Genomic DNA, 18,324 nt, shown 5'->3' with positions numbered 1-18,324 from the left:
GCTTCATCCCTCGTCCGGCACGGCGTCGGGACGCGCGTAGGTGCGGCCCTTCCAGGCGGCGCCCCGGCCCCGGTAGTGCTGGAGCGCCGAGTCGAGCGTCATCAGCAGATAGAGGAACGCCGTGAACGGCAACAGGGGAGCGAGCCACAGCGGCTGCCGGTAGTAACGCAGCATCGGCACATACGTCGCCGCCATCACCGCCCACGCCACCGCGCCCAGCGTGCACGCCGACGCGCTCTCCGCGACCGCGCCCGCCACCACCGCCAAGGGCGGCACCAGATACACCAGCGCCAGCCCCGCCACAGTGCCCAGCAGCAACGCCGGACTGTGCCTGAGCTGGGCGTACGCGCTGCGCGAGACCATGCGCCACAGTTCGCCCAGACCCGGATACGGGCGCACGCTGTCCACCCGGTCCGCCAGGCCGAGCCAGAGATGGCCGCCATTCGCCCGCACCGCGCGCGCGAGGGCCACGTCGTCGATGACCGCGTGCCGGACGGCGTCCGGAATGCGGGCCCGCTCGGCCATGTCCGTCCGCAGCAGCACACAGCCCCCGGCCGCCGCCGTCGTACGGGCGCCCCGGCGGCCGATCCGGCGGAAGGGGTAGAGCTGGGCGAAGAAGTAGACGAAGGCCGGGACCACCAGCCGCTCCCAGGGGCTCTCCGCGCGCAGCCGGGCCATCTGGGACACCAGGTCGAAATCGCCCGTACGGGCCGCCGCGACCAGGGAGCGCAGGCTGTCCGGGGCGTGCGCGATGTCCGCGTCCGTCAGCAGCAGGAACTCGGGGTCACGCGCGCGTGCCAGCGCGATCCCGTGCCGGACCGCCCACAGCTTGCCGGTCCAGTCCCGGGGCGGCTCGCCGGGGGAGTCCACCGTGAGCGGCAGCCCGCCGTGCCGCGCGGACAGCTCGCGGGCCAGCTCGCCGGTGCCGTCGCGGCTGCCGTCGTCCACCAGGAAGACCTCCGCCCGGCCCGGATAGTCCTGGGCGAGCAGCGAGGGCAGGCTCGCGGGCAGCACGGCCGCCTCGTCGCGGGCCGGTACCACCACGCAGACCGACGGCCACTCCCCGGGCTCGCGGCGCGGCGGGAGCCGTACATCGGTGCGCCAGAAAAACCCCTGGCCCAGCAGCAGCCAGCACCAGACGGCGAGGGATACGGCGGCGGTCCACACGATGGCGCTCACGGCCGCAGTCTGCCCCACCGGAACGGCCCACCGGTGGTCATCGACTATCGTGGCCGGGTGAAGATCGCGCTCATGGACTCCGGAATCGGCCTCCTCGCAGCCACCGCGGCGGTACGCCGTCTTCGGCCCGACGCGGATCTCGTGCTTTCCCTCGACCCCGACGGCATGCCCTGGGGGCCGCGCACCCCCGAGGACCTGACCCGGCGTGCCGTGGCCGTCGCCGAGGCCGCCGCCGCCCGCCGGCCGGACGCCCTCATCGTCGGCTGCAACACCGCCTCCGTGCACGCGCTGCCCGCGCTGCGCGCCCTGTGCGAACCCGGCATCCCGGTGATCGGCACCGTACCCGCGATCAAGCCCGCCTCGGCCGGCGGCGGACACGTGGCGATCTGGGCGACCCCCGCCACCACCGGCAGCCCCTACCAGCGCGGTCTGATCGAGGACTTCGCGCACGGCGTCAAGGTCACCGAGGTGCCCTGCTGGGGGCTGGCCGAGGCCGTCGAGCACGCCGACGAGCAGGCCATCACCGCGACCGTCGCCGCCGCCGCGGAACTCACCCCGCCGGACGTCACGACCGTCGTCCTCGGCTGCACCCACTACGAACTCGTCGCGGACCGCATCCGTGCCGCCGTGCAGCAGCCGGGGGCCGCCCCGCTCGTCCTGCACGGCTCCGCCGGGGCCGTCGCCACCCAGGCGCTGCGCCGTATCGGTGAGCTGCCCGCTCCCGACGCCCCCGCCGTGGGCTCCCTCACCGTGCTGCTCAGCGGCCGCGAGGGCGGCGCACTGCCCGCGGCCGCGCTGCACTACGCCGAGGGACGGCTGCTGCCTTCGGCCGGTCCGCTCGCCGACCGGATGTGACACCGGGCGCGGCCGCCGCGCGGTCCGTCGGCCCGCCCTGCCGCCCGGAGCAATACCTCTCCGTGACCGGATACCACCACGGCGGAACCTGGGTAACCTCATAGACATGAGGGAGCACCGCGACGCCGAGGACGCCCCGCATCCCGACGCCTGGACCGGACGCGCCACCAACCGCGTGCAATGGGTACTGGCGCTGGCCGGTGCCGCCTGCATGGCGCTCGGCATCGAGCTGGCCGTGCAGTCCGCGTGGACCTCCGGGATCATCGCCCTGGTCATGTCCGTCGTGGGCTGCATCGCGGTCGGGCTGCTCGTCCTGTTCGGCACGCTGGCCTTCGTGCACGTCGATCTCAAGCTGGACCGGGACGCCCTGGAGGTGCGCTGCGGCCATGTCGGCCTGCCGCGCCGCCGCATCCCGCTCTCCCAGGTCGTCGACGCCGAGTACGTCCCGCACGTCACCCCCCGCCACTGGGGCGGCTGGGGCTACCGCTGGCGCCCCGACAAGGGCACCGCCGTGGTCGTCCGCCGGGGCGAGGGCATCGTGCTCACCCTGTGGGACGGCCACACCTTCACCATCACCGTGGACAACGCCGAGTCGGCCGTCCGCGTCATCCGGGCCCGGCTGCGCGCCATCACCCCGGACAACGCGCACTGACCCCGCTCACCCCACCGTCTCCTGCCGGGGCAGCGGCTCCACGCTGGGCACCCGCTCCTCCTCGCCCCACGGGCGGGCCGTGGCCCACCCGGCCAGCAGTCCCGCGCCCGCCGTCACCGTGGTGAAGCTCAGCGCGTCACCCACCGACGCGATCACCGCCAGCGCCGTGAGCGCCGCCCCCGCCGTCAGCACCACCGGCGTCGGCCGCGTCGCCCGCCACAGCGCGTGCAGCACCCACCCGAACACCGCCGCCAGCAGCAGCGCCCCCACCACCCCCTGCTCGGCCAGCAACTGCAGCGGTGCCGAATGCGGCCGCCCCGCCGGATCACCCGGCGTCCCGAAGCGCCCCGGCCCCACACCCCACACCGGCGCCTCATGGGCCAGCCGCACCGCCCGGCCCCACAGCTCCACCCGGTACGGCCCGATCCGCTCCGTGAACTCCGCGGCGCACCCACCCGGCAGCACCCCCGACGCCAGCCCGCACACCGCGCCCACCGCAGCCCCGGCCACGACCGCCAGCCCGGCGAGCCCCGCACCCCGGTACGGCGTCGAACCGGCGGCCACCGAGCACAGCAGTACGGCGCCCCCGGCCGCGCAGCCGCCCGGCGACCCCAGCACCGCCCCGGCCGGCACCATCGCCGCCGCCAGCAGCCACAACAGCGGCCGCATCGCCGGCACCGGGGTCGACCAGGCGGCGCAGCACAGCGCCCCGGTGGTCAGCGCCAGCAGCGCGGCCACGGCGCCGGCCTGCCCGAGCGGAGCCGCGTAGGCCGGGCCCGGCAGCGCGCCGGGCATCGTCACGGCCAGCACCAGAGCGGCCGCCGCCCCGGCACACGGCGCGGCCACGGGGAGCAGCGCCCCCGACATCCGTCCCGCCGCGCAGCCCGCCGCGGTGGCGAGCACCGCCAGCAGCATCCCCTCCGGCCGCCCGTCGTGCGCCGCCGCCGACATCAGCGACCAGGCCGCGCACAGCCCGAGCAGGATCATCCCCGCACCGTCGGACACGCTTCGTCCCGCACGGTCCGCGTCCGTCCCGGACGCGTACTCCATCCCCGTCGACGCCACCCGTAGCCCCTCGCACCCGGTCCCCCGACCTGTGGCCGCACCTCGCGACGGCATCCGGCCGGGACCGGCCGCACCGCCGAGGCTCGGATCACGCTAATGGCTGCGGGCCGATTTGTGGACGAGTTGCGCGGGAATGCCGTGATGACCGGCATGTCAGGGGCTGTGCGGACCGCCGTACACTCCCCAGGGTGACCGTCACCGCAACTTCCGTGGACCGGCCGGACCGGCTCCAGCAGCCTCCGGCCAAGGGCGCCCGCGCCCGTCTGATCCGCCTGGTCCCGGCCCTCGTGTCCGCGCTGAGCGGCGTGCTCCTCTACGTCAGCTTCCCGCCCCGCACCCTGTGGTGGCTGGCGCTGCCCGCGTTCGCCGGCTTCGCCTGGGCGCTGCGCGGCCGGACCTGGAAGACGGCGCTCGGCCTCGGCTACCTCTTCGGCCTCGGCTTCCTGCTGCCGCTCCTGGTGTGGACCGGCGTGGAGGTCGGCCCCGGCCCCTGGATCGCGCTGGTCGTCATCGAGGCGGTCTACGTCGCCCTGGTCGGCGCCGGCATCGCCGCCGTGTCCCGGCTGCCCGGCCGGCCCCTGTGGGCGGCGGCGCTGTGGACGGCCGGAGAAGCGGTACGCGCGCGGATGCCGTTCGGCGGTTTCCCCTGGGGCAAGGTCGCCTTCGGCCAGGCGGACGGCGTCTTCCTGCCGCTCGCCGCGCTGGGCGGCACCCCGGTGCTCGGTTTCGGCGTCGTCCTGTGCGGCTTCGGCCTCTTCGAGATCGTCCGGCTGGTCCTGCGCCGCCGCGACGGCGAGGTGCGGCGGTCCGCCGCCGCCGTCGCGCTGCTCAGTGTCGCGGTGCCGGTGGTGAGCGCGGTCGGCGCGCGTGGGCTGGTCAGCGACAAGGCCGAGGCGGGGACCGCGACCGTGGCGGTGATCCAGGGCAACGTGCCGCGCGCGGGGCTGGAGTTCAACGCCCAGCGGCGCGCCGTGCTCGACTACCACGCGCGGGAGACCCGCCGTCTCGCCGCCCGGGTCGCGGCGGGCAAGGAGCCGCGCCCGGACTTCGTGCTCTGGCCGGAGAACTCCTCCGACATCGACCCCTTCGCCGCCCCCGACGCGGCCGCCGTCATCCAGGGCGCCGCCGAGGCGATCGACGCGCCCGTCTCGGTCGGCTCGGTCGTCGAGCGGGACGGCAGGCTCCTCAACGAGCAGATCCTCTGGGACCCGGTCAAGGGCCCGCTCCAGACCTATGACAAGCGCCAGGTGCAGCCCTTCGGTGAGTACCTCCCGATGCGCTCGCTCATCGGCGCGATCAACGGCGAGTGGACCAGCATGGTTCGCCAGGACTTCAGCCGGGGTGACAAGCCGGGCGTCTTCGGCTTCGGCCGCGTCAAGGTCGGCCTCGCCACCTGCTACGAGGCCGCGTTCGACTGGGCCGTGCGGGACACCGTCACCCACGGCGCACAGATGATCTCCGTGCCGAGCAACAACGCCACCTTCGACCGGAGCGAGATGACCTACCAGCAGCTCGCCATGTCCCGCGTCCGCGCCGTCGAGCACAGCCGCACCGTGACCGTGCCGGTGACCAGCGGTGTCAGCGCGGTGATCATGCCGGACGGGCGGGTCGCGCGGCACACCGGGATGTTCGTCCCCGCACACATCGACATGAAGGTGCCGCTGCGCACCTCCGAGACGCCCGCGACCCGGCTCGGCATCCTGCCCGAGCTGGCGCTGCTGCTGGTCGCGGCGGGCGGTCTGGGCTGGGCGGGCGCGATGGCGGCACGCGGTCGGCGCGCCTCCGGCGTCTAGCCGTACGTCCGGGGAGATGCGCCTGGCCGTGGCGGCCGGCCGGGGTCCGGCCGTTTAGGGTCGGGGCCATGGCTACACCTGAATTCATCACCGCGCTCCGGGCCACGGCGGGCACCCAGTTGCTCTGGCTCCCCGGTGTCACCGCGATCGTCTTCGACGACGAGGGGCGGGTGCTGCTGGGCCGCCGCGCCGACACCCGCAAGTGGTCGGTGGTCGGCGGCATCCCGGAGCCGGGGGAGCAGCCCGCCGCGTGCGCGGTGCGCGAGGTCTTCGAGGAGACGGCCGTGCACTGCGTGCCCGAGCGGGTCGTCCTGGTGCAGGCCCTCCAACCGGTCACCTACGGCAACGGTGACGAGTGCCAGTACATGGACATCACCTTCCGCTGCCGGGCCGTGGGCGGCGAGGCGCGGGTCAACGACGACGAGTCGCTGGACGTGGGCTGGTTCGCGGTGGACGCTCTGCCGGAGCTGAACGAGTTCTCGTTGTTCCGGATCAAGCAGGCTCTGTCCGAGACACCCACATGGTTCGACCCCATGACTCTTGGCTGAAGTATGGGTTCTCGCCCTATGTGGTGAGCCGGGGGCGCGTCACTAGGGTCGAGACATGATCTCGTCCAGCCCCCAGCCCAGTACCCCTTCCGCCCTGGACCTCGCCGGCCGGGTCGCCCTCGTCACCGGGGCGGCCGGCGGCATCGGCAGCGCGTGCGCGCTGCGGCTCGCGGCGGCCGGGGCGGAGGTGCGTGCGCTCGACCTGGACGCGGCGGGGCTGGACGAGCTGGCCGGCCGGGCCGAGGGTCTCGCCGGCCGGGTCGTGCCCCGGGTGCTGGATCTCTCCGACCTCGACGCGGCCGAGCGGGCCGCCGCAGGGACCGACGTACTGGTCAACAACGCCGGGCTGCAACTGGTGCGGCCGCTGGAGGAGTTCCCGCCCGAGGTCTTCCACACCGTGCTGACGGTGATGCTGGAGGCGCCGTTCCGGCTCATCCGCGGGGCGTTGCCCCACATGTACGCGCAGGGCTGGGGGCGCATCGTCAATGTGTCCTCCGTCCATGGGCTGCGCGCCTCTGCCTTCAAGTCGGCCTATGTGGCGGCCAAACATGGGCTGGAGGGGCTGTCCAAGACGGCCGCGCTGGAGGGCGCCCCCCATGGTGTGACGTCGAACTGTGTGAACCCCGCCTATGTGCGCACTCCGCTGGTGGAGAAGCAGATCGCCGACCAGGCCGAGGCGCACGGCATCCCGGAGGAGCAGGTCCTCTCCGAGGTCCTGCTCAAGGACAGCGCGCTGCGCCGGCTGATCGAACCCGAGGAGGTCGCGGAGGCCGTCGCCTATCTCTGCGGCCCACAGGCGTCCTTCGTCACCGGCACCTCCCTGGTGCTGGACGGCGGCTGGACGGCCCACTGAACCGCTGCCCCGACCGGCCCCCGTGGAGTTGTCCACAGGGCTGACGGGCCTAGCCCACGATGAGCGATCCTGTGGCCATGTCTCCCGATCAACTCCAGTCGGCCGCGCGCCCCGCCACCGGGGCCGCCGCGGCGGGGGCCGTCGCCTGTGCGGAGGCCCCCTACCTCGAACTGCTCGCCCGCGACGCCTCCCCGGAGGCGTACGAACGGCCCGTCCTCGTCGCCCGCGCCGAGGGAGAGTCCGCCGACCGTGTCGCCGCGCTGGAACACGCCAAGTTCCTCGCGCTGCGCGTCCGTGCGGAACTGGAGGGGCGCCGCCGCCGGGAGGCCGAGCTGTCCGCCCTCTTCGAGACCGCCCATGACCTGGCCGGGCTCCGGGACGTGGACGCGGTCCTGAGGGCCATCGTGCAGCGCGCCCGGTCCCTCCTCGCCACCGACATCGCCTACCTCAGCCTCAACGACCCCGAGCGCGGCGACACCTACATGCTGGTCACCGAGGGCTCCGTCTCCGCCCGCTTCCAACAGCTCCGGCTCGGCATGGGTGAGGGGCTCGGCGGACTGGTGGCCCAGACCGCCCGGCCCTACGTCACCGACGACTACTTCCAGGACGCCCGCTTCCAGCACACCGACACCATCGACGTCGCGGTGCGCGACGAGGGCCTGTTCGCCATCGTCGGGGTCCCGCTGACGCTCGGCCCCCAGGTCATCGGCGTCCTCTTCGCGGCCGACCGGCGCGCACGGGTCTTCGAACGCGAACAGATCGCCCTGCTCGGCTCCTTCGCGGCCCTCGCCGCGGCCGCCATCGACACCACCAACCTCCTCACCGGGACCCAGGCGGCCCTCGCCGGACTCGAACGCGCCAACGAGGTCATCCAGGACCGCAGCGCCGTGATAGAGCGCGCCTCCGAGGTGCACGACCGGCTCGCCGAACTCGTCCTGCGCGGCGGGGGAGTCCACGACGTGGCCGCAGCCGTCGCCGAAGTCCTGGACGGAGCGGTCGAGTTCACCGAGACCGGCACCGCACCGGCCGAGGCGCTGGAGGCGTCCCGCGCCGAGGGGCACGCGGTGCGCCACGGGCCCGACTGGATCGCCGCCGTGGCAGCGGGGGAGGAGGTGTTCGGCGCACTCGTCCTGCACGGACACCCCGACCTCGACCCGGTCGACCAGCGCACCTTGGAACGCGCCGCGATGGTCACCTCCCTGCTCCTGCTGGCCCGCCGCTCCGCAGCCGAGGCCGAGCGGCGCGTACGCGGCGAACTCCTGGACGACCTCCTCGACGCCCGCGACCGCGACCCACGCCTGCTCCGGGAACGCGCCGCGCGGCTCGACGCCGACCTGGACGCCACCCACGCCGTCCTCGCCACCCGGCTCGACGCGCCCTCGGCCGACGCCGACGAGGAGGCCGCCGCCCGGCGCCGCCTGTGGTCCGCCGCCTCCCACCTCGCCACCACCCGGCACGGCCTGGCCGCCACCCGCGACGGCGGCACCGTCCTGCTGCTCCCGCTCGGCCCCGGCGACACCGCCACGGAACTGGCCCGGCGCACCGCCCGCGAACTCGGCACCGCGGTCCGCCAGCCGGTCACCGTCGGAGCCTCCGCCCCCGTCACCGGCCTGGCCGCCCGCCCCGACCAGGTGGCCGCCGCCTACGCCGAGGGCCGCCGCTGCCTGGACGCGCTGCACCTGCTCGGCCGGGGAGGGGACGGTGCGGCCGCCGAGGACTTCGGCTTCCTCGGGCTGCTGCTCGCCGGGGACCGGGACATCGGCGGCTTCGTGGAGCGCACCATCGGCCCTCTCGTGGCGTACGACGCGCGGCGCGGTACCGATCTGCTGCGCACCCTGGACGCCTACTTCGCCGCCGCGATGAGCCCGGCCCGCACCAAGGAGGTGCTCCATGTCCATGTGAACACCGTCGCCCAGCGGCTGGAACGGGTGGGCAGGCTGCTGGGCGAGGACTGGCAGACGCCGTCCCGCGCACTGGAGATCCAACTGGCCCTGCGGCTCCACGGGTTGGCAGGGACGGGACGCCGCTGACCGGCACCCGCGGGGGATGCCGGTCGGTGTCGGTCAGGGGGCCGGGGTCTTCGCCACCCTGTCCACCGGGGCTGACGGGGTGCCGTCGGCCGTGACGTCGGCGAGGTCCCGGTTGCGGATCTCGCGGGCGACGCCCACGGCGATGAGGGTGAGCAGGACGGCGCCGATGACGTACAGGGCGATAGGAGTCGCGCTGTCGTACTCCGCGAACAGCGCGGTGGTGCGGTGCTGACTCCCCCGGATCACGGGGCGGTACCGGCGGATGCCGCGCCGTTCCGTAGGCCGATGCCAGAGCCGCCGTGGAGCGACCTGGCGACTCGCCGACTGGCCGGGCGGGCCTGGCCGAGGCAGGCGTTCCGGCTGATCGCCCAGCCGCCCGACCTCGACGCCACCGGCCGCGGCGAGTTGAGTCGGCTCCTCCAGGTGCAGGCGGCTCCCACCGCGTTCATCGACGCGCTGGGGGAGGCGGCCGTCGACTTGCTGAGGCTGGAGAGCACGCGGTTGAGACGTCCGGTGTTCCTTGACGTCACCGCGATCAACTACGGGAACTCGCCGGGGCAGAAACATGTTTTGCCGCGTTTGCATGCCACTCTCGTCGGGCGCATGGTGGAAGTAAGGGGGACTGGGACAGTAAGCGACGAACAGCTTCGGCAAGACCGGCCTCCAAATCTCGAGGGAGGCATGATGGTTGCTCTCTCCAATGTGCGCTTCGGCAAGCGCAATGATGATGTCAAAGTCACTCAAATGGGGCTCATCGAAGTCGGGATAAGCATCCCCGCGGGCGCTACCGGATTCTTCGGCGAGCAGACGAGATCGGCCTACGCGGAATGGCAGCGCAAGCTGGGATTCACCGGCTCGGCTGCCGATGGCTTCCCCGGATGTTCCTCACTGGCCAAACTCGGTGCGAGAACGGGGTTCGCCGTGGACTGCCGTCATCCTGGGGCTATCACCAAGGGTGCCGTGCGCTTCTCCAAGAACTCGGGGGTGGCCACCGGTAAGCCCACGGCCCGCCAGTTCGCCGAGCAGGCATGCGACAGGACCGGTGCGCCCAGAAGTTGGGTCACGGGGGTCGACAACGGAGCGAACCTGCTGACCCTCATGCTCCGCGAGTCGACCTTCACGCCGAACGCTGTCAACCCCGACGACAGCAATGCAACGGGCCCCGTGCAGGTGGACGGTGCGAGACTCAACTGCTCACGCGGCTACGCCCAGGTGATTCCCTCCACCTTTGCCGCGAACCACCAGGCGGGCACATCCGACCGAATCTACGACCCGGTGGCGAATGTCGCGGCAGCGATCAACTACATCTGGCGACGGTATGGCGACATCTCTCGCGTTCAACAGGCGAACCCGCACCGTGATCCGGCGCCTTACTGAACCCTCTTGAGATCTTTCGAAGGGAGACAGGGTCATGCCCACGCAGCCATTCCCGGGTGCGACATTCTTCCGCAAAGGACAACGCAGCCCCGTGATCACCGCGATGGGTAACCGCCTGGTGGCGGAAGGCTGCGGAAAGTACCAGTCGGGTCCTGGTCCCGAGTGGACCGACGTCGACCAGGAGTCGTACGCCGCCTGGCAGCGCAAGCTCAAGTTCACGGGCGCGGATGCCAACGGCATCCCCGGCAAGGTCTCCTGGGACAGACTCAACGTCCCGGCGTCAAAGCCCCCGGCTCCTGCCGGCCGGGTCGCGTCGCCCGTCCCGGGACACGGCGTCACGACCCCCCACGGAAAGAAGGGGCCGCATTGGATCCTGGGCCGTCACACCGGGGCGGACTACGCCGCCCCGAAGGGCACGGCGTGTGTCGCGGTGCGCAGCGGTTCCATAGCGCGCATCGGAAAGGACGGCAGCTTCGGGAACTTCCTCGTGCTGCGTACCGGCGGATTCGACTTCTGGTACGCCCACCTCTCCAGGCGGATCGTGGACGGGGGTTCTGTGAGGGCCGGCGAGAAGATCGGAGAAGTCGGCTCCACCGGAAATGCCACCGGCCCCCACCTCCACTTCGAAAAGCGCCCGGCCGGCGGCGGCTTCGGAACAGACGTGCGCCCCACCTGGTAGCGGCCGACGCTCTCGTCGTCCGGTGAGCGTGCAGGAGCGGTGATGGATTTGTTGCCGGTCGAGATCAAGGTCAACATCGACGATGACGTGCCGGCGGCGCTCTCGGCTCTCGGTGGGGCGCCCGGCGTGATGAGGACGCGCCGAATCTGGTTCGCCGAAGATCGGGACGGCGTTGCCGAGGGCCGGGTGCCGCTGCTGGACGGCGGTGTGATCGTGCGGTTCAGAATCGGCGGCGGTCCGGACGACCTGACCGTCAAGCTGCGTCCGTGCGTTCGGGAGCAGCTGATCGGAAGGTTCTCCGCCCCGTTCGACGTGGAACCCTTCACCTACAGGATCGAGGAGGACTGGTCAGTGGACCGCCGCGTGCTGGCCGCCTCCCTGGTGCACGATCAGCCGCCGGGGTTGCCGGACGCGGTGAAGCCCGGGGCCGATGCCGCCGCACCGATCGACGCCGTGCAGGACCAGTTTCTGCACGTCTGCGCACCCACCGTCCCGCTCGACGGACTGGTCGCGCTGGGGCCCGTCATCTCCAGGAAAGCGGACGACGTTCCGCTCGGCGACCTGGACGTGGACCTGGAGGTCTGGTCGGTCGCCGGCCTTCACTTCCTGGAGGCCTCGACTCGCGTGAAGCCCAAGGGCGAAGACGACGCAGAGGAGTTCACCGCCCGGGCCGAGCGCAAACAGCGGAAGCTCGAGGACGCGGTGCGGGAACGCGGCGTGCCCCTCTCCGAGCATCCCGAGAACAAGACCCGACGTGTCCTCACCGCTCTGGCAGAGGCCGGACGGAACTGAGACGACGGCGGCGTCCGGCCCGGTGCGCCAGTGCGCGGGCCGGACGCCGCTGCGTCGGCTACCCGGAGGGCTCTCTCACCCGAACGCCGGCCACGAACCCGGGTCGACGTGGTCGTTCTCCGGGACGTGGGCATGGGCGTACCATCCGGCCCGCGACCTCCACGTGGCATCGGGAGCCGTCTTGCGGGACAGCGAAGTCGGACGGCCCATGGGCCAGACCTCCGGTACGCCCCAGGAGTTGATCCATGCGTTGAGGTCTCCCCAGCCGACGCACGGAGTGTCGACCAGCCTCGCGAAGACCGTTCCGTTGACACGGCAGTGCGGGAAGAACAGGGCCTCGATCTGGATGACGACCTTGCCGGCCCGGTTGGTACGCGTCCCACCGGGCGCGTCGGCCGCGGCCTTGCTGCGGGAGGTGGCGGGGAAGAACTGGGCGAACGCCCCCGTGAAGGGGTCCCAGAGGATGTGGGGAGCCTGTTGTCTTCCGCTTCCGGTGAAGAATCCCTTGAGATTGGCGAAGGGGACCAGATCCTGAGGTGCCGCGGCTGTGGCCCTCCTGTCCGCCGTGATGTGCGCTATTGCCTTCGCGGGGAACTCCGGGGCGCACGGCGCGTGGTCCCCGAGGTCCGACTTGGCAGCCTGAGGCATCCATGAATCAGGCATGATGACATCCTCCCTCTACAGTCCTTCCAGGCGGTTCGGTGGCAGCAGACTGTCCACCGGTAGGAGATCGAAGAAGTTGTGTTCGGCCGCGTGCTGGTACCGCAGGAGTGCCGCGTAGCGGATCTGGCGGACGGTCACGTAGGCGATCGCCTCAGGCGCGGCCTCGTCCAGGGACTCCTGGACCGTGCCGTGCCAGTAGCCCGCGTCATTGAGCGGATCACCCGTTCCCTCCTCAGCGGCTCCGGAGGAGAGCAGGCTCACCGGCAGGTACAGCGCGGTGACGCCCTTGTCCGCACAGGCCCGGGCAAGCAGCCTGCCCGTGAGCCCGTCCCCGCCCCGCCCTCCGGGGGCGAACTGCGCCAGCACCACCGAGAGCGGCAGCTCGCCCAAGCATGCCCAGCTCTGTGCGAAGGTTCCGCCGTACTCCTGGCCGTACCCCGGTGCGTCTTCGCCGCTGTCCCGCGGCTCGTACGGCCCGCCGGCCCCCTGGGGATCGGGCCGGGCGTCTCCGTGGAAGTACGCCCAGCGCCAGCCCTCGGTGCGCCCGTCGCGGTTGCCCGACACGGCGCCCTCGGCCCAGGCGTCCCCATAGTCGGGGTTGCGGACCAGGGGTGTGCGAGGGACGTTCGGTGGTGAGCTGATGCCCGCGTCGTAGCCGTGCTGCCAGCCCTCGACCTCGACCGGTACGAAGACCCCGGGCTCGTCGGGGACCGTGTGGGGATTGTGCTGAGGCATGGCCGACTCCTTCGCTGGGGGAGACGCGTCCCCGGGGTGCCGTCGCCTGTGCGGCGCGTCATTGCCAGGGCGTCACCGTGAGCCGGATCCGGGCGTCCGCACCGAGGATGGGGACGGCGGAGTGGGGCAGTTGGATGTGTTCGACCCAGAGGTCCGGGTCCGGATTCTCGTCGCCGACGGCATGGCCGGACGGGGGGTGGTCCCTGATGGAACCGGCGATGTCCGAGTTCCAGGCGGCCGACAGGGCGGGCACGGAGGCCGCGCCGTCGGCGCCGACGTCCACGACGAGGGTGTCGTCGAAGTCGGCGGTCTGCTCCAGGTGGTCGCCGAAGTTCAGCAGGCCGTTGCGCTCACGCAGCGACTGGACCCGCAGATGCAGCGCGTACCGCATGGTGCCGGTGGCGCCCCGGGCCAGGTCACTGCACAGGAAGGTGTCCACCAGCGGTACGGCCGCGGCGTCCGTGGTGCCGTCCAGCAGTTGGATGGGGCACCACTGGGCGCTCGTCCGCTCGTGCATCACGATCTGGAGGCCGCGTAGCGAGAGACCGACCTCGGCCTGCCAGGCCGTGTCCTCGCGCTGCGGCAGCCGGTGGCCGACGAGCGCGGCCTTCACCTCGCGGTCGCCGAACAGGAAGCGCCGCATGTTCTGGTAGCCCTCCTCGGAGTTGACGATCCCGTAGCGTCCGCTGTGGCTGCGGTGCACGTACGCCTGATGGGCACCGGGCACGTACGCGTTGTCGATCTGCACCAGACCGTCGCTGCGGGGCCCGACCGCGGCGGCGGAAAGACCGTGCGCCACGTCGTAGTCGACCGGGTTGGTGCCGATCAGGCAGAAGACCCGGTCGAGGGGGAAGGCGAACGGCTGTTCCTGGGGCATCTCGCGCGGGTCCCAGCTCTCCGGCGGGCCGTCCGGACCGGCGACGGACTCAGGCGTCAGGTACTCGTACATGCGCTCGGGACCGAAGACCTGCGCGCCGTTGATGCCGAGGGCGTCGCGCCACCTCTCCAGCATGCCGAAGCCCAGGTCGAAGGTGATGCCGCCGTGCGGCGTGCCGTACGTGAAGAGCTTCCCTATGCATGCGGCCGGGTCACGGCCGAGGTCCGGAAGGATCTTCTGGATCAGGCAACGGCACACCAGGCCGCCCATGGAGTGCGCGACCAGATGGACGCGCTGTGCCCCGGACTTCCCCCTGATGGTGTCGATCAGCGTCAGCAGGTCCTCCGCGGCCGTCTCCATGCGGAACTCCTTCGGCCTGCTGGTCCACGTGCTCGCGGACACGTCGTAGAAGCGGTGGATCCAGATGCTGTCGGGTGGGATCGTGGCATGGGTGTCGAGGTAGATCGCCTGACTGCCGTCGACCAGGATCCGGTAGCCCTCGTCCAGGTGCAGGCGTAGCAGTGGACTCTCGAACTGGTAGAAGTCCGGCTCGTCCTCCGGTCCGATACGGATGTGCGTGGAGCCCTCGTTGAACCCGTAGAAGGGATCCGTCACGGCCCTGTCGATGCCTGCGGTGTCGCCGGCGAACCCTCTGACGTAGACGATGGGGAGTTTCTGGGTCGTGGTCATGCGATCCTCACCCGCTCACGGTTGTCGGCCGGGAGCCACCGCGTCCAACGCTACGGAGCCACTGTCAGCATGACGTCATCCTGGCGTCATCGGCCGGGGAGAGGTGCCCGTTCAGCGGGGTTGCAGGGTGCGGACGAGGGACTGAAACTGGTGGTGACGGGCAGCCAGAGGTGCGCTGACGCAACACACTGTGAGCGAGGCGATGAGGTACGTGTCCCCTCCCCGGTTGCGGTTGCTCGGCCAGTTCCGGCTGGAACTCGGTACCGAGCCCGTCGAACTGTGCCGCAACGGCCAGCGGTTGCTGGCGTTCATGGGGCTGCGGGGCCGGGTGTCCCGGACGGTCCTCGCCGGCACGTTGTGGCCCGAGGTCACCGAGGAACACGCGCGGGGCAGCCTGCGCACCACCTTGTGGAAGCTGCCGCGAGCGGAGCCACCCCTGATCGGGCGCTGCGGAGACTTCCTGCTGATCACCCCGGCCCTGCGCGTGGACGTCCACGTCCTCACACGGGCGGCACTCGACGTCGTGGAGGACGGCGGCCCACCCCTCCGCCCCCGGCCACCACTGGGGCTCCTGACCGGAGAGGATCTGCTGCCGGGGTGGGACGAGGACTGGGTACTGATGGAGCGCGAACGCTTGCGGCAACTGCGACTGCACGCGCTCGACGAGCTCGCCGAGGCCCTGATCCGGCAGGGCAGGCCCGCCCTGGCCTTGGAAGCCGCCTGGGCAGGTGTACGCACGGAGGCCTTGCGGGAGAGTGCGCACCGGGCGATCGTGTCGGCACATCTCGCGGAGGGCAACGTCAGCGAGGCGGTGCGCCACTATGACGCGTTCTGCCGGTTGTTGGACGAGGAACTGGGCATCGCGCCCTCGCCGCAGTTCGCCAGCATGCTTCCCGAGCGACTGTCGACGCGCACCACCCCACGGCGCCGGGTGCGCCTTCACCGGGACTCCCTCCGAGGATGGTTCCGGTGATCACCGGTGATCACCGGTGCTCTCCGGGGCCCTCCCGCCGCACCGGTCAGGTCGCGGCGCGAACCGCTCCGCGCCGCGACCTGAGGCGTCTTCCACAAGAGGGCTTCAGGGCCAGACGCCGGCGAAGTCAATCTCCTCTGCCCACTCGGGATGGTCTATCAGCGGATTCCGGTTGCCCTGGATCTCCGCGATGGCCGCATTGCGGTGCAGCTCGTACTCGGTGACCGCCTCGCTCTCGTGCCACCGCAGCAGGACCGGCAGCCGGTCCTCGGGAAACTCCCGTGCCGCGTCGCCGACCTGGCCCGGATAGCGGAGGAGGAAATACAGGGTGGCACGGGCCACCGCGCCCTTGCCCTCCTGCGGTTCGAATCCCACGCTCTCACGCATTCCGCAGGCCTCCCGGACCACCTCGTCGAAGCCGGGGAAATCGAAGTACGGGAAGTTGCCGCGGTAACTATTGCAGGCCACCTCGCACGCGAACAGATGATGCAGGTCGCCCCGCATCGGCTCCTTCTTGGCGAACCACGACTGCGGCACCACGTGCTCGCAGTTGAACGGCATGGACGCCTCCAGGGCATCCAATTCCGCTTCCAACTCGGTCGGCCCCGCCGTGCTCTCCTGCAACAGGAACTCCTGCACTCGGGCCAGCCGCGCCTCCGCAATGGCCGCGTCGGCCCGTATGAGCTCCTCGGCCGAGAAGTCCCTGCCGGAGTAGATGCTGCGCAGCCGCCCGTCCTTGTGCAGGTCGACCCATGGGTAGACCAGCCTCATCGGCTGGTACCTGGGCTGGGGCCCGTGGGTCGTTGTCACGAGGGTGGTCAGCGCGCGGCGCAGCGCGTCACCGTCACCGTCACCGTCGCCGGTGCCGACGTCCGCGTAGTACGCGTCGCGGGCGGCGATGTCCGCGGTGCGGTCGTAGTAGCGACGTTCCTGCGCGAGCCGGTTGTTGATCAGGGCCGCGTCGACGTCCTTCTCGACCGCCGATACGACGTCCCGCCGTCCGGTCGGGGGCGGCTGCGGTGCGGCCTTCGGCGTCGGCGGGAGCACGGTCGGCGCGGAGAGGAGGGCGGCCTGCGAAGCCGAGGGTGTGTCGAAGCCGAAGGTGATCCGCAGAGGGATGGTGAGCCCGGCGGTGCCGTCAGTCGCGTGCGTCTGTTCCTGTCCCCGCGCTGGTGAGCCGTCGATCCTCAGCCCGGACTCCCCGTTGGGGGAGGGCGTCGGAAGGGCGCTCTCCGCGGGGGCCGCCGGGGCGAGTCCGGAGGTGAACACCTCGTCCCGCAGCCGGGCCGCTTCACCGGACAGAGGCGCCTCATGCAGAGCCCGCAGCACACGGCTGATCCGCACTCCCTCGTTGGCCCGCCAGGCCAGCTGCTGCTCGCCCATCTCCGGACGCCATACCGTGCCGTCGACGCTGAGTGGCCGGCCTTCGGCGTCGGTCTTCGGGACGGCCGAGTGGTGCAGCGCGACGACCTCCCACTGATCGTTGAAGACCGGAGAACCCGACGAGCCCTCACGGGTGTCGGACTCGTAGTGCAGGAACCGCTCCAGCACGTCGACGATCTGGTTCTCGCGCAGCGAGATCTGCTTGGGTTCGCCCCGGGGATGCTGGATGATGTTGACGAACTCCCCCACGACGACCTGCCCCTCAGCCTCGCTGAGGACCAACTGGCCGAACGATGAGAGCGCCTCGCCCTGAACGCCCTGGGGGGCCACCGCGACGAGGCTGTAGTCGAGTGCCCGGTCGGTGACGAAGAACCGGAGCGGTTCCAGCTGAAAAACCGCCGGCACGAGCGGTCTCCCGTCGATGCCGTCCTGGAACGCGAACGCGACCTTGCTGCGGCTCGCGTCCTCCGTGTCGCGCAGCACGTGGTTGTTGGTGAGCAGCAGGGAGGGCGACACCATGAAGCCGGTGCCGTGGCCGCCTCCCGGTCCGCTTATGGTGATCCGGCCGACCGGGCGGGCGACCTGGACACCTTCCTCCAGGAACGCGACGGGGGTGAGGTTGTTGCGCCCGATGAGGCGCTCCAGTCCCAGCACTTCACCGTTGAAGGACTCCGGGGGCAGCTGCAGGGTACTTCCCGCGCTGCTGGCGGGTTCCGTCGGCGTCCGCTCGATCGCCCGGGCCATGGCCCAGTCGGCGCCGAGACGTGCCAGGCGCTTCTCGACCCGCTCGGGGGTGTCCGCGTACAACGGGCCACGCGTCTCGAGAACGGATTGGTTCTTTTCCCGCTGTTCGGTTCGGTTCGCATAGCGTGCCGCGGCCATCGTCAGTTGTGACAGATAGTCCGACTCTCGCTCGTAAGTTCGTTCCGCCGTGGCCATGATCCGCCTCCTGGCCTGTGGTGGTTGTGGAGGTCGTGTCGGAGACACGGTTCCGGCGCGCGGATGACGTAGAGGCGCGCCGCTGTTCGCAAAAGTGCTTTCTACTGGTGATGTTTTCAGATGCTTTATCCATCTGCAAAGGAGAAGCACGTCCTGGTCCCGTCAACTCCCCGGCCCGACACGCCGACTGGCGCCGGAGCCGACAGGACGCCTCGGGGCCTCACCGGCCGTCAGTAACCGT

17 protein-coding genes and 1 pseudogene are annotated in these 18,324 nt (G+C 71.5%); 11 read left to right on the top strand and 7 right to left on the bottom strand.

Annotation, left to right across the window (positions count from 1 at the left end; translation table 11 throughout):
• Window positions 1–3: 3 nt before the first annotated feature.
• Window positions 4–1,179 (bottom strand): glycosyltransferase, encoded by a 1,176-nt coding sequence (locus E5082_RS09760; protein WP_135790882.1) that lies wholly within the window; start codon window positions 1,177–1,179, stop codon window positions 4–6.
• A gap of 57 nt (window positions 1,180–1,236) precedes the next feature.
• Here E5082_RS09760 and E5082_RS09755 point away from each other — a divergent pair, with 57 nt between their 5' ends.
• Complete coding sequence (locus tag E5082_RS09755; RefSeq protein WP_229918785.1) at window positions 1,237–2,034, top strand: glutamate racemase; 798 nt, start codon at window positions 1,237–1,239, stop codon at window positions 2,032–2,034.
• Between the two features lie 106 nt (window positions 2,035–2,140).
• A complete protein-coding gene (locus tag E5082_RS09750) occupies window positions 2,141–2,686 on the top strand; it encodes a hypothetical protein (RefSeq protein ID WP_135790881.1) in 546 nt (181 codons plus the stop codon).
• Window positions 2,687–2,692: 6 nt separating this feature from the next.
• Here the strand turns inward: E5082_RS09750 and E5082_RS09745 are convergent, their stop codons facing one another.
• Window positions 2,693–3,736, bottom strand: coding sequence for an O-antigen ligase family protein (locus E5082_RS09745; RefSeq protein WP_373310023.1), 1,044 nt, complete (start codon window positions 3,734–3,736; stop codon window positions 2,693–2,695).
• A 203-nt stretch (window positions 3,737–3,939) separates the two neighbouring features.
• Between E5082_RS09745 and lnt the strand changes: the two genes are divergently transcribed.
• The 4 genes from lnt to E5082_RS09725 all read left to right on the top strand — a co-directional run bounded on the left by lnt (window position 3,940) and on the right by E5082_RS09725 (window position 8,975).
• Window positions 3,940–5,544: an apolipoprotein N-acyltransferase gene (gene lnt / locus E5082_RS09740; RefSeq protein WP_135790880.1), complete on the top strand. Its 1,605-nt coding sequence runs from the start codon at window positions 3,940–3,942 to the stop codon at window positions 5,542–5,544.
• A 68-nt stretch (window positions 5,545–5,612) separates the two neighbouring features.
• A complete protein-coding gene (locus tag E5082_RS09735; RefSeq protein WP_135790879.1) occupies window positions 5,613–6,092 on the top strand; it encodes an NUDIX hydrolase in 480 nt (159 codons plus the stop codon).
• 55 nt (window positions 6,093–6,147) lie between these two features.
• On the top strand, window positions 6,148–6,945 hold the full coding sequence (locus E5082_RS09730; protein WP_135790878.1) for a 3-hydroxybutyrate dehydrogenase: 798 nt from the start codon (window positions 6,148–6,150) through the stop codon (window positions 6,943–6,945).
• 77 nt (window positions 6,946–7,022) lie between these two features.
• Window positions 7,023–8,975: a helix-turn-helix domain-containing protein gene (locus E5082_RS09725; RefSeq protein WP_135790877.1), complete on the top strand. Its 1,953-nt coding sequence runs from the start codon at window positions 7,023–7,025 to the stop codon at window positions 8,973–8,975.
• Between the two features lie 33 nt (window positions 8,976–9,008).
• Here E5082_RS09725 and E5082_RS09720 read toward each other — a convergent pair whose 3' ends face one another.
• A complete protein-coding gene (locus E5082_RS09720; protein ID WP_135790876.1) occupies window positions 9,009–9,221 on the bottom strand; it encodes a hypothetical protein in 213 nt (70 codons plus the stop codon).
• A 39-nt stretch (window positions 9,222–9,260) separates the two neighbouring features.
• Here E5082_RS09720 and E5082_RS09715 point away from each other — a divergent pair, with 39 nt between their 5' ends.
• The 4 genes and pseudogenes from E5082_RS09715 to E5082_RS09705 all read left to right on the top strand — a co-directional run bounded on the left by E5082_RS09715 (window position 9,261) and on the right by E5082_RS09705 (window position 11,823).
• Window positions 9,261–10,352, top strand: a complete 1,092-nt coding sequence (locus tag E5082_RS09715; protein WP_135790875.1) for a transglycosylase SLT domain-containing protein — start codon at window positions 9,261–9,263, stop codon at window positions 10,350–10,352.
• Window positions 10,353–10,395: 43 nt separating this feature from the next.
• Window positions 10,396–10,629: pseudogene (locus E5082_RS32840) on the top strand (peptidoglycan-binding protein); the annotation flags it as partial.
• Between the two features lie 93 nt (window positions 10,630–10,722).
• On the top strand, window positions 10,723–11,031 hold the full coding sequence (locus tag E5082_RS32835; RefSeq protein WP_268255620.1) for a M23 family metallopeptidase: 309 nt from the start codon (window positions 10,723–10,725) through the stop codon (window positions 11,029–11,031).
• Window positions 11,032–11,073: 42 nt separating this feature from the next.
• The gene (locus E5082_RS09705) at window positions 11,074–11,823 is read left to right on the top strand and encodes a hypothetical protein (protein ID WP_135790873.1); all 750 of its coding nucleotides are present in this window, start codon (window positions 11,074–11,076) and stop codon (window positions 11,821–11,823) included.
• A gap of 75 nt (window positions 11,824–11,898) precedes the next feature.
• On the opposite strand, the gene E5082_RS09700 is transcribed toward E5082_RS09705, so the two are convergent.
• Genes E5082_RS09700 through E5082_RS09690 form a run of 3 tightly spaced genes read right to left on the bottom strand, consistent with a single transcriptional unit; the run spans window position 11,899 to window position 14,788 of the window.
• Window positions 11,899–12,486 carry a hypothetical protein gene (locus E5082_RS09700; RefSeq protein WP_208766232.1) on the bottom strand — a complete coding sequence of 196 codons (588 nt, stop codon included), beginning with the start codon at window positions 12,484–12,486 and terminating at the stop codon, window positions 11,899–11,901.
• A 15-nt stretch (window positions 12,487–12,501) separates the two neighbouring features.
• Window positions 12,502–13,221 (bottom strand): hypothetical protein, encoded by a 720-nt coding sequence (locus E5082_RS09695; protein WP_135790872.1) that lies wholly within the window; start codon window positions 13,219–13,221, stop codon window positions 12,502–12,504.
• Between the two features lie 58 nt (window positions 13,222–13,279).
• The gene (locus E5082_RS09690) at window positions 13,280–14,788 is read right to left on the bottom strand and encodes an esterase/lipase family protein (protein WP_135790871.1); all 1,509 of its coding nucleotides are present in this window, start codon (window positions 14,786–14,788) and stop codon (window positions 13,280–13,282) included.
• A gap of 202 nt (window positions 14,789–14,990) precedes the next feature.
• On the opposite strand from E5082_RS09690, the gene E5082_RS09685 reads away from it, so the two are divergent.
• Window positions 14,991–15,761, top strand: coding sequence for an AfsR/SARP family transcriptional regulator (locus tag E5082_RS09685; protein WP_135790870.1), 771 nt, complete (start codon window positions 14,991–14,993; stop codon window positions 15,759–15,761).
• A 105-nt stretch (window positions 15,762–15,866) separates the two neighbouring features.
• Here the strand turns inward: E5082_RS09685 and E5082_RS09680 are convergent, their stop codons facing one another.
• Entirely contained in the window at window positions 15,867–18,233 is a 2,367-nt protein-coding gene (locus tag E5082_RS09680) for an endonuclease (protein ID WP_244321583.1), read from the bottom strand.
• Between the last annotated feature and the right edge of the window lie 91 nt (window positions 18,234–18,324).

Origin of the sequence: Streptomyces griseoluteus, assembly GCF_004784465.1 — a bacterium.
Classification (GTDB): domain Bacteria; phylum Actinomycetota; class Actinomycetes; order Streptomycetales; family Streptomycetaceae; genus Streptomyces; species Streptomyces griseoluteus.
The sequence above is the reverse complement of the archived record's forward strand: the minus strand, read 5'-3'. Positions and strand labels throughout refer to the sequence as shown.

Excerpts from the sequence above, each read along its gene's own strand:
- E5082_RS09750 (WP_135790881.1), top strand. The coding sequence starts at position 2,141 with ATGAGGGAGCACCGCGACGCCGAGGACGCCCCGCATCCCGACGCCTGG.
- E5082_RS09745 (WP_373310023.1), bottom strand. The coding sequence starts at position 3,736 with ATGGAGTACGCGTCCGGGACGGACGCGGACCGTGCGGGACGAAGCGTG.
- E5082_RS09735 (WP_135790879.1), top strand. The coding sequence starts at position 5,613 with ATGGCTACACCTGAATTCATCACCGCGCTCCGGGCCACGGCGGGCACC.
- E5082_RS09730 (WP_135790878.1), top strand. The coding sequence starts at position 6,148 with ATGATCTCGTCCAGCCCCCAGCCCAGTACCCCTTCCGCCCTGGACCTC.
- E5082_RS09725 (WP_135790877.1), top strand. The coding sequence starts at position 7,023 with ATGTCTCCCGATCAACTCCAGTCGGCCGCGCGCCCCGCCACCGGGGCC.
- E5082_RS09715 (WP_135790875.1), top strand. The coding sequence starts at position 9,261 with ATGCCAGAGCCGCCGTGGAGCGACCTGGCGACTCGCCGACTGGCCGGG.
- E5082_RS09705 (WP_135790873.1), top strand. The coding sequence starts at position 11,074 with ATGGATTTGTTGCCGGTCGAGATCAAGGTCAACATCGACGATGACGTG.
- E5082_RS09700 (WP_208766232.1), bottom strand. The coding sequence starts at position 12,486 with ATGCCTGATTCATGGATGCCTCAGGCTGCCAAGTCGGACCTCGGGGAC.
- E5082_RS09695 (WP_135790872.1), bottom strand. The coding sequence starts at position 13,221 with ATGCCTCAGCACAATCCCCACACGGTCCCCGACGAGCCCGGGGTCTTC.
- E5082_RS09690 (WP_135790871.1), bottom strand. The coding sequence starts at position 14,788 with ATGACCACGACCCAGAAACTCCCCATCGTCTACGTCAGAGGGTTCGCC.
- E5082_RS09685 (WP_135790870.1), top strand. The coding sequence starts at position 14,991 with ATGAGGTACGTGTCCCCTCCCCGGTTGCGGTTGCTCGGCCAGTTCCGG.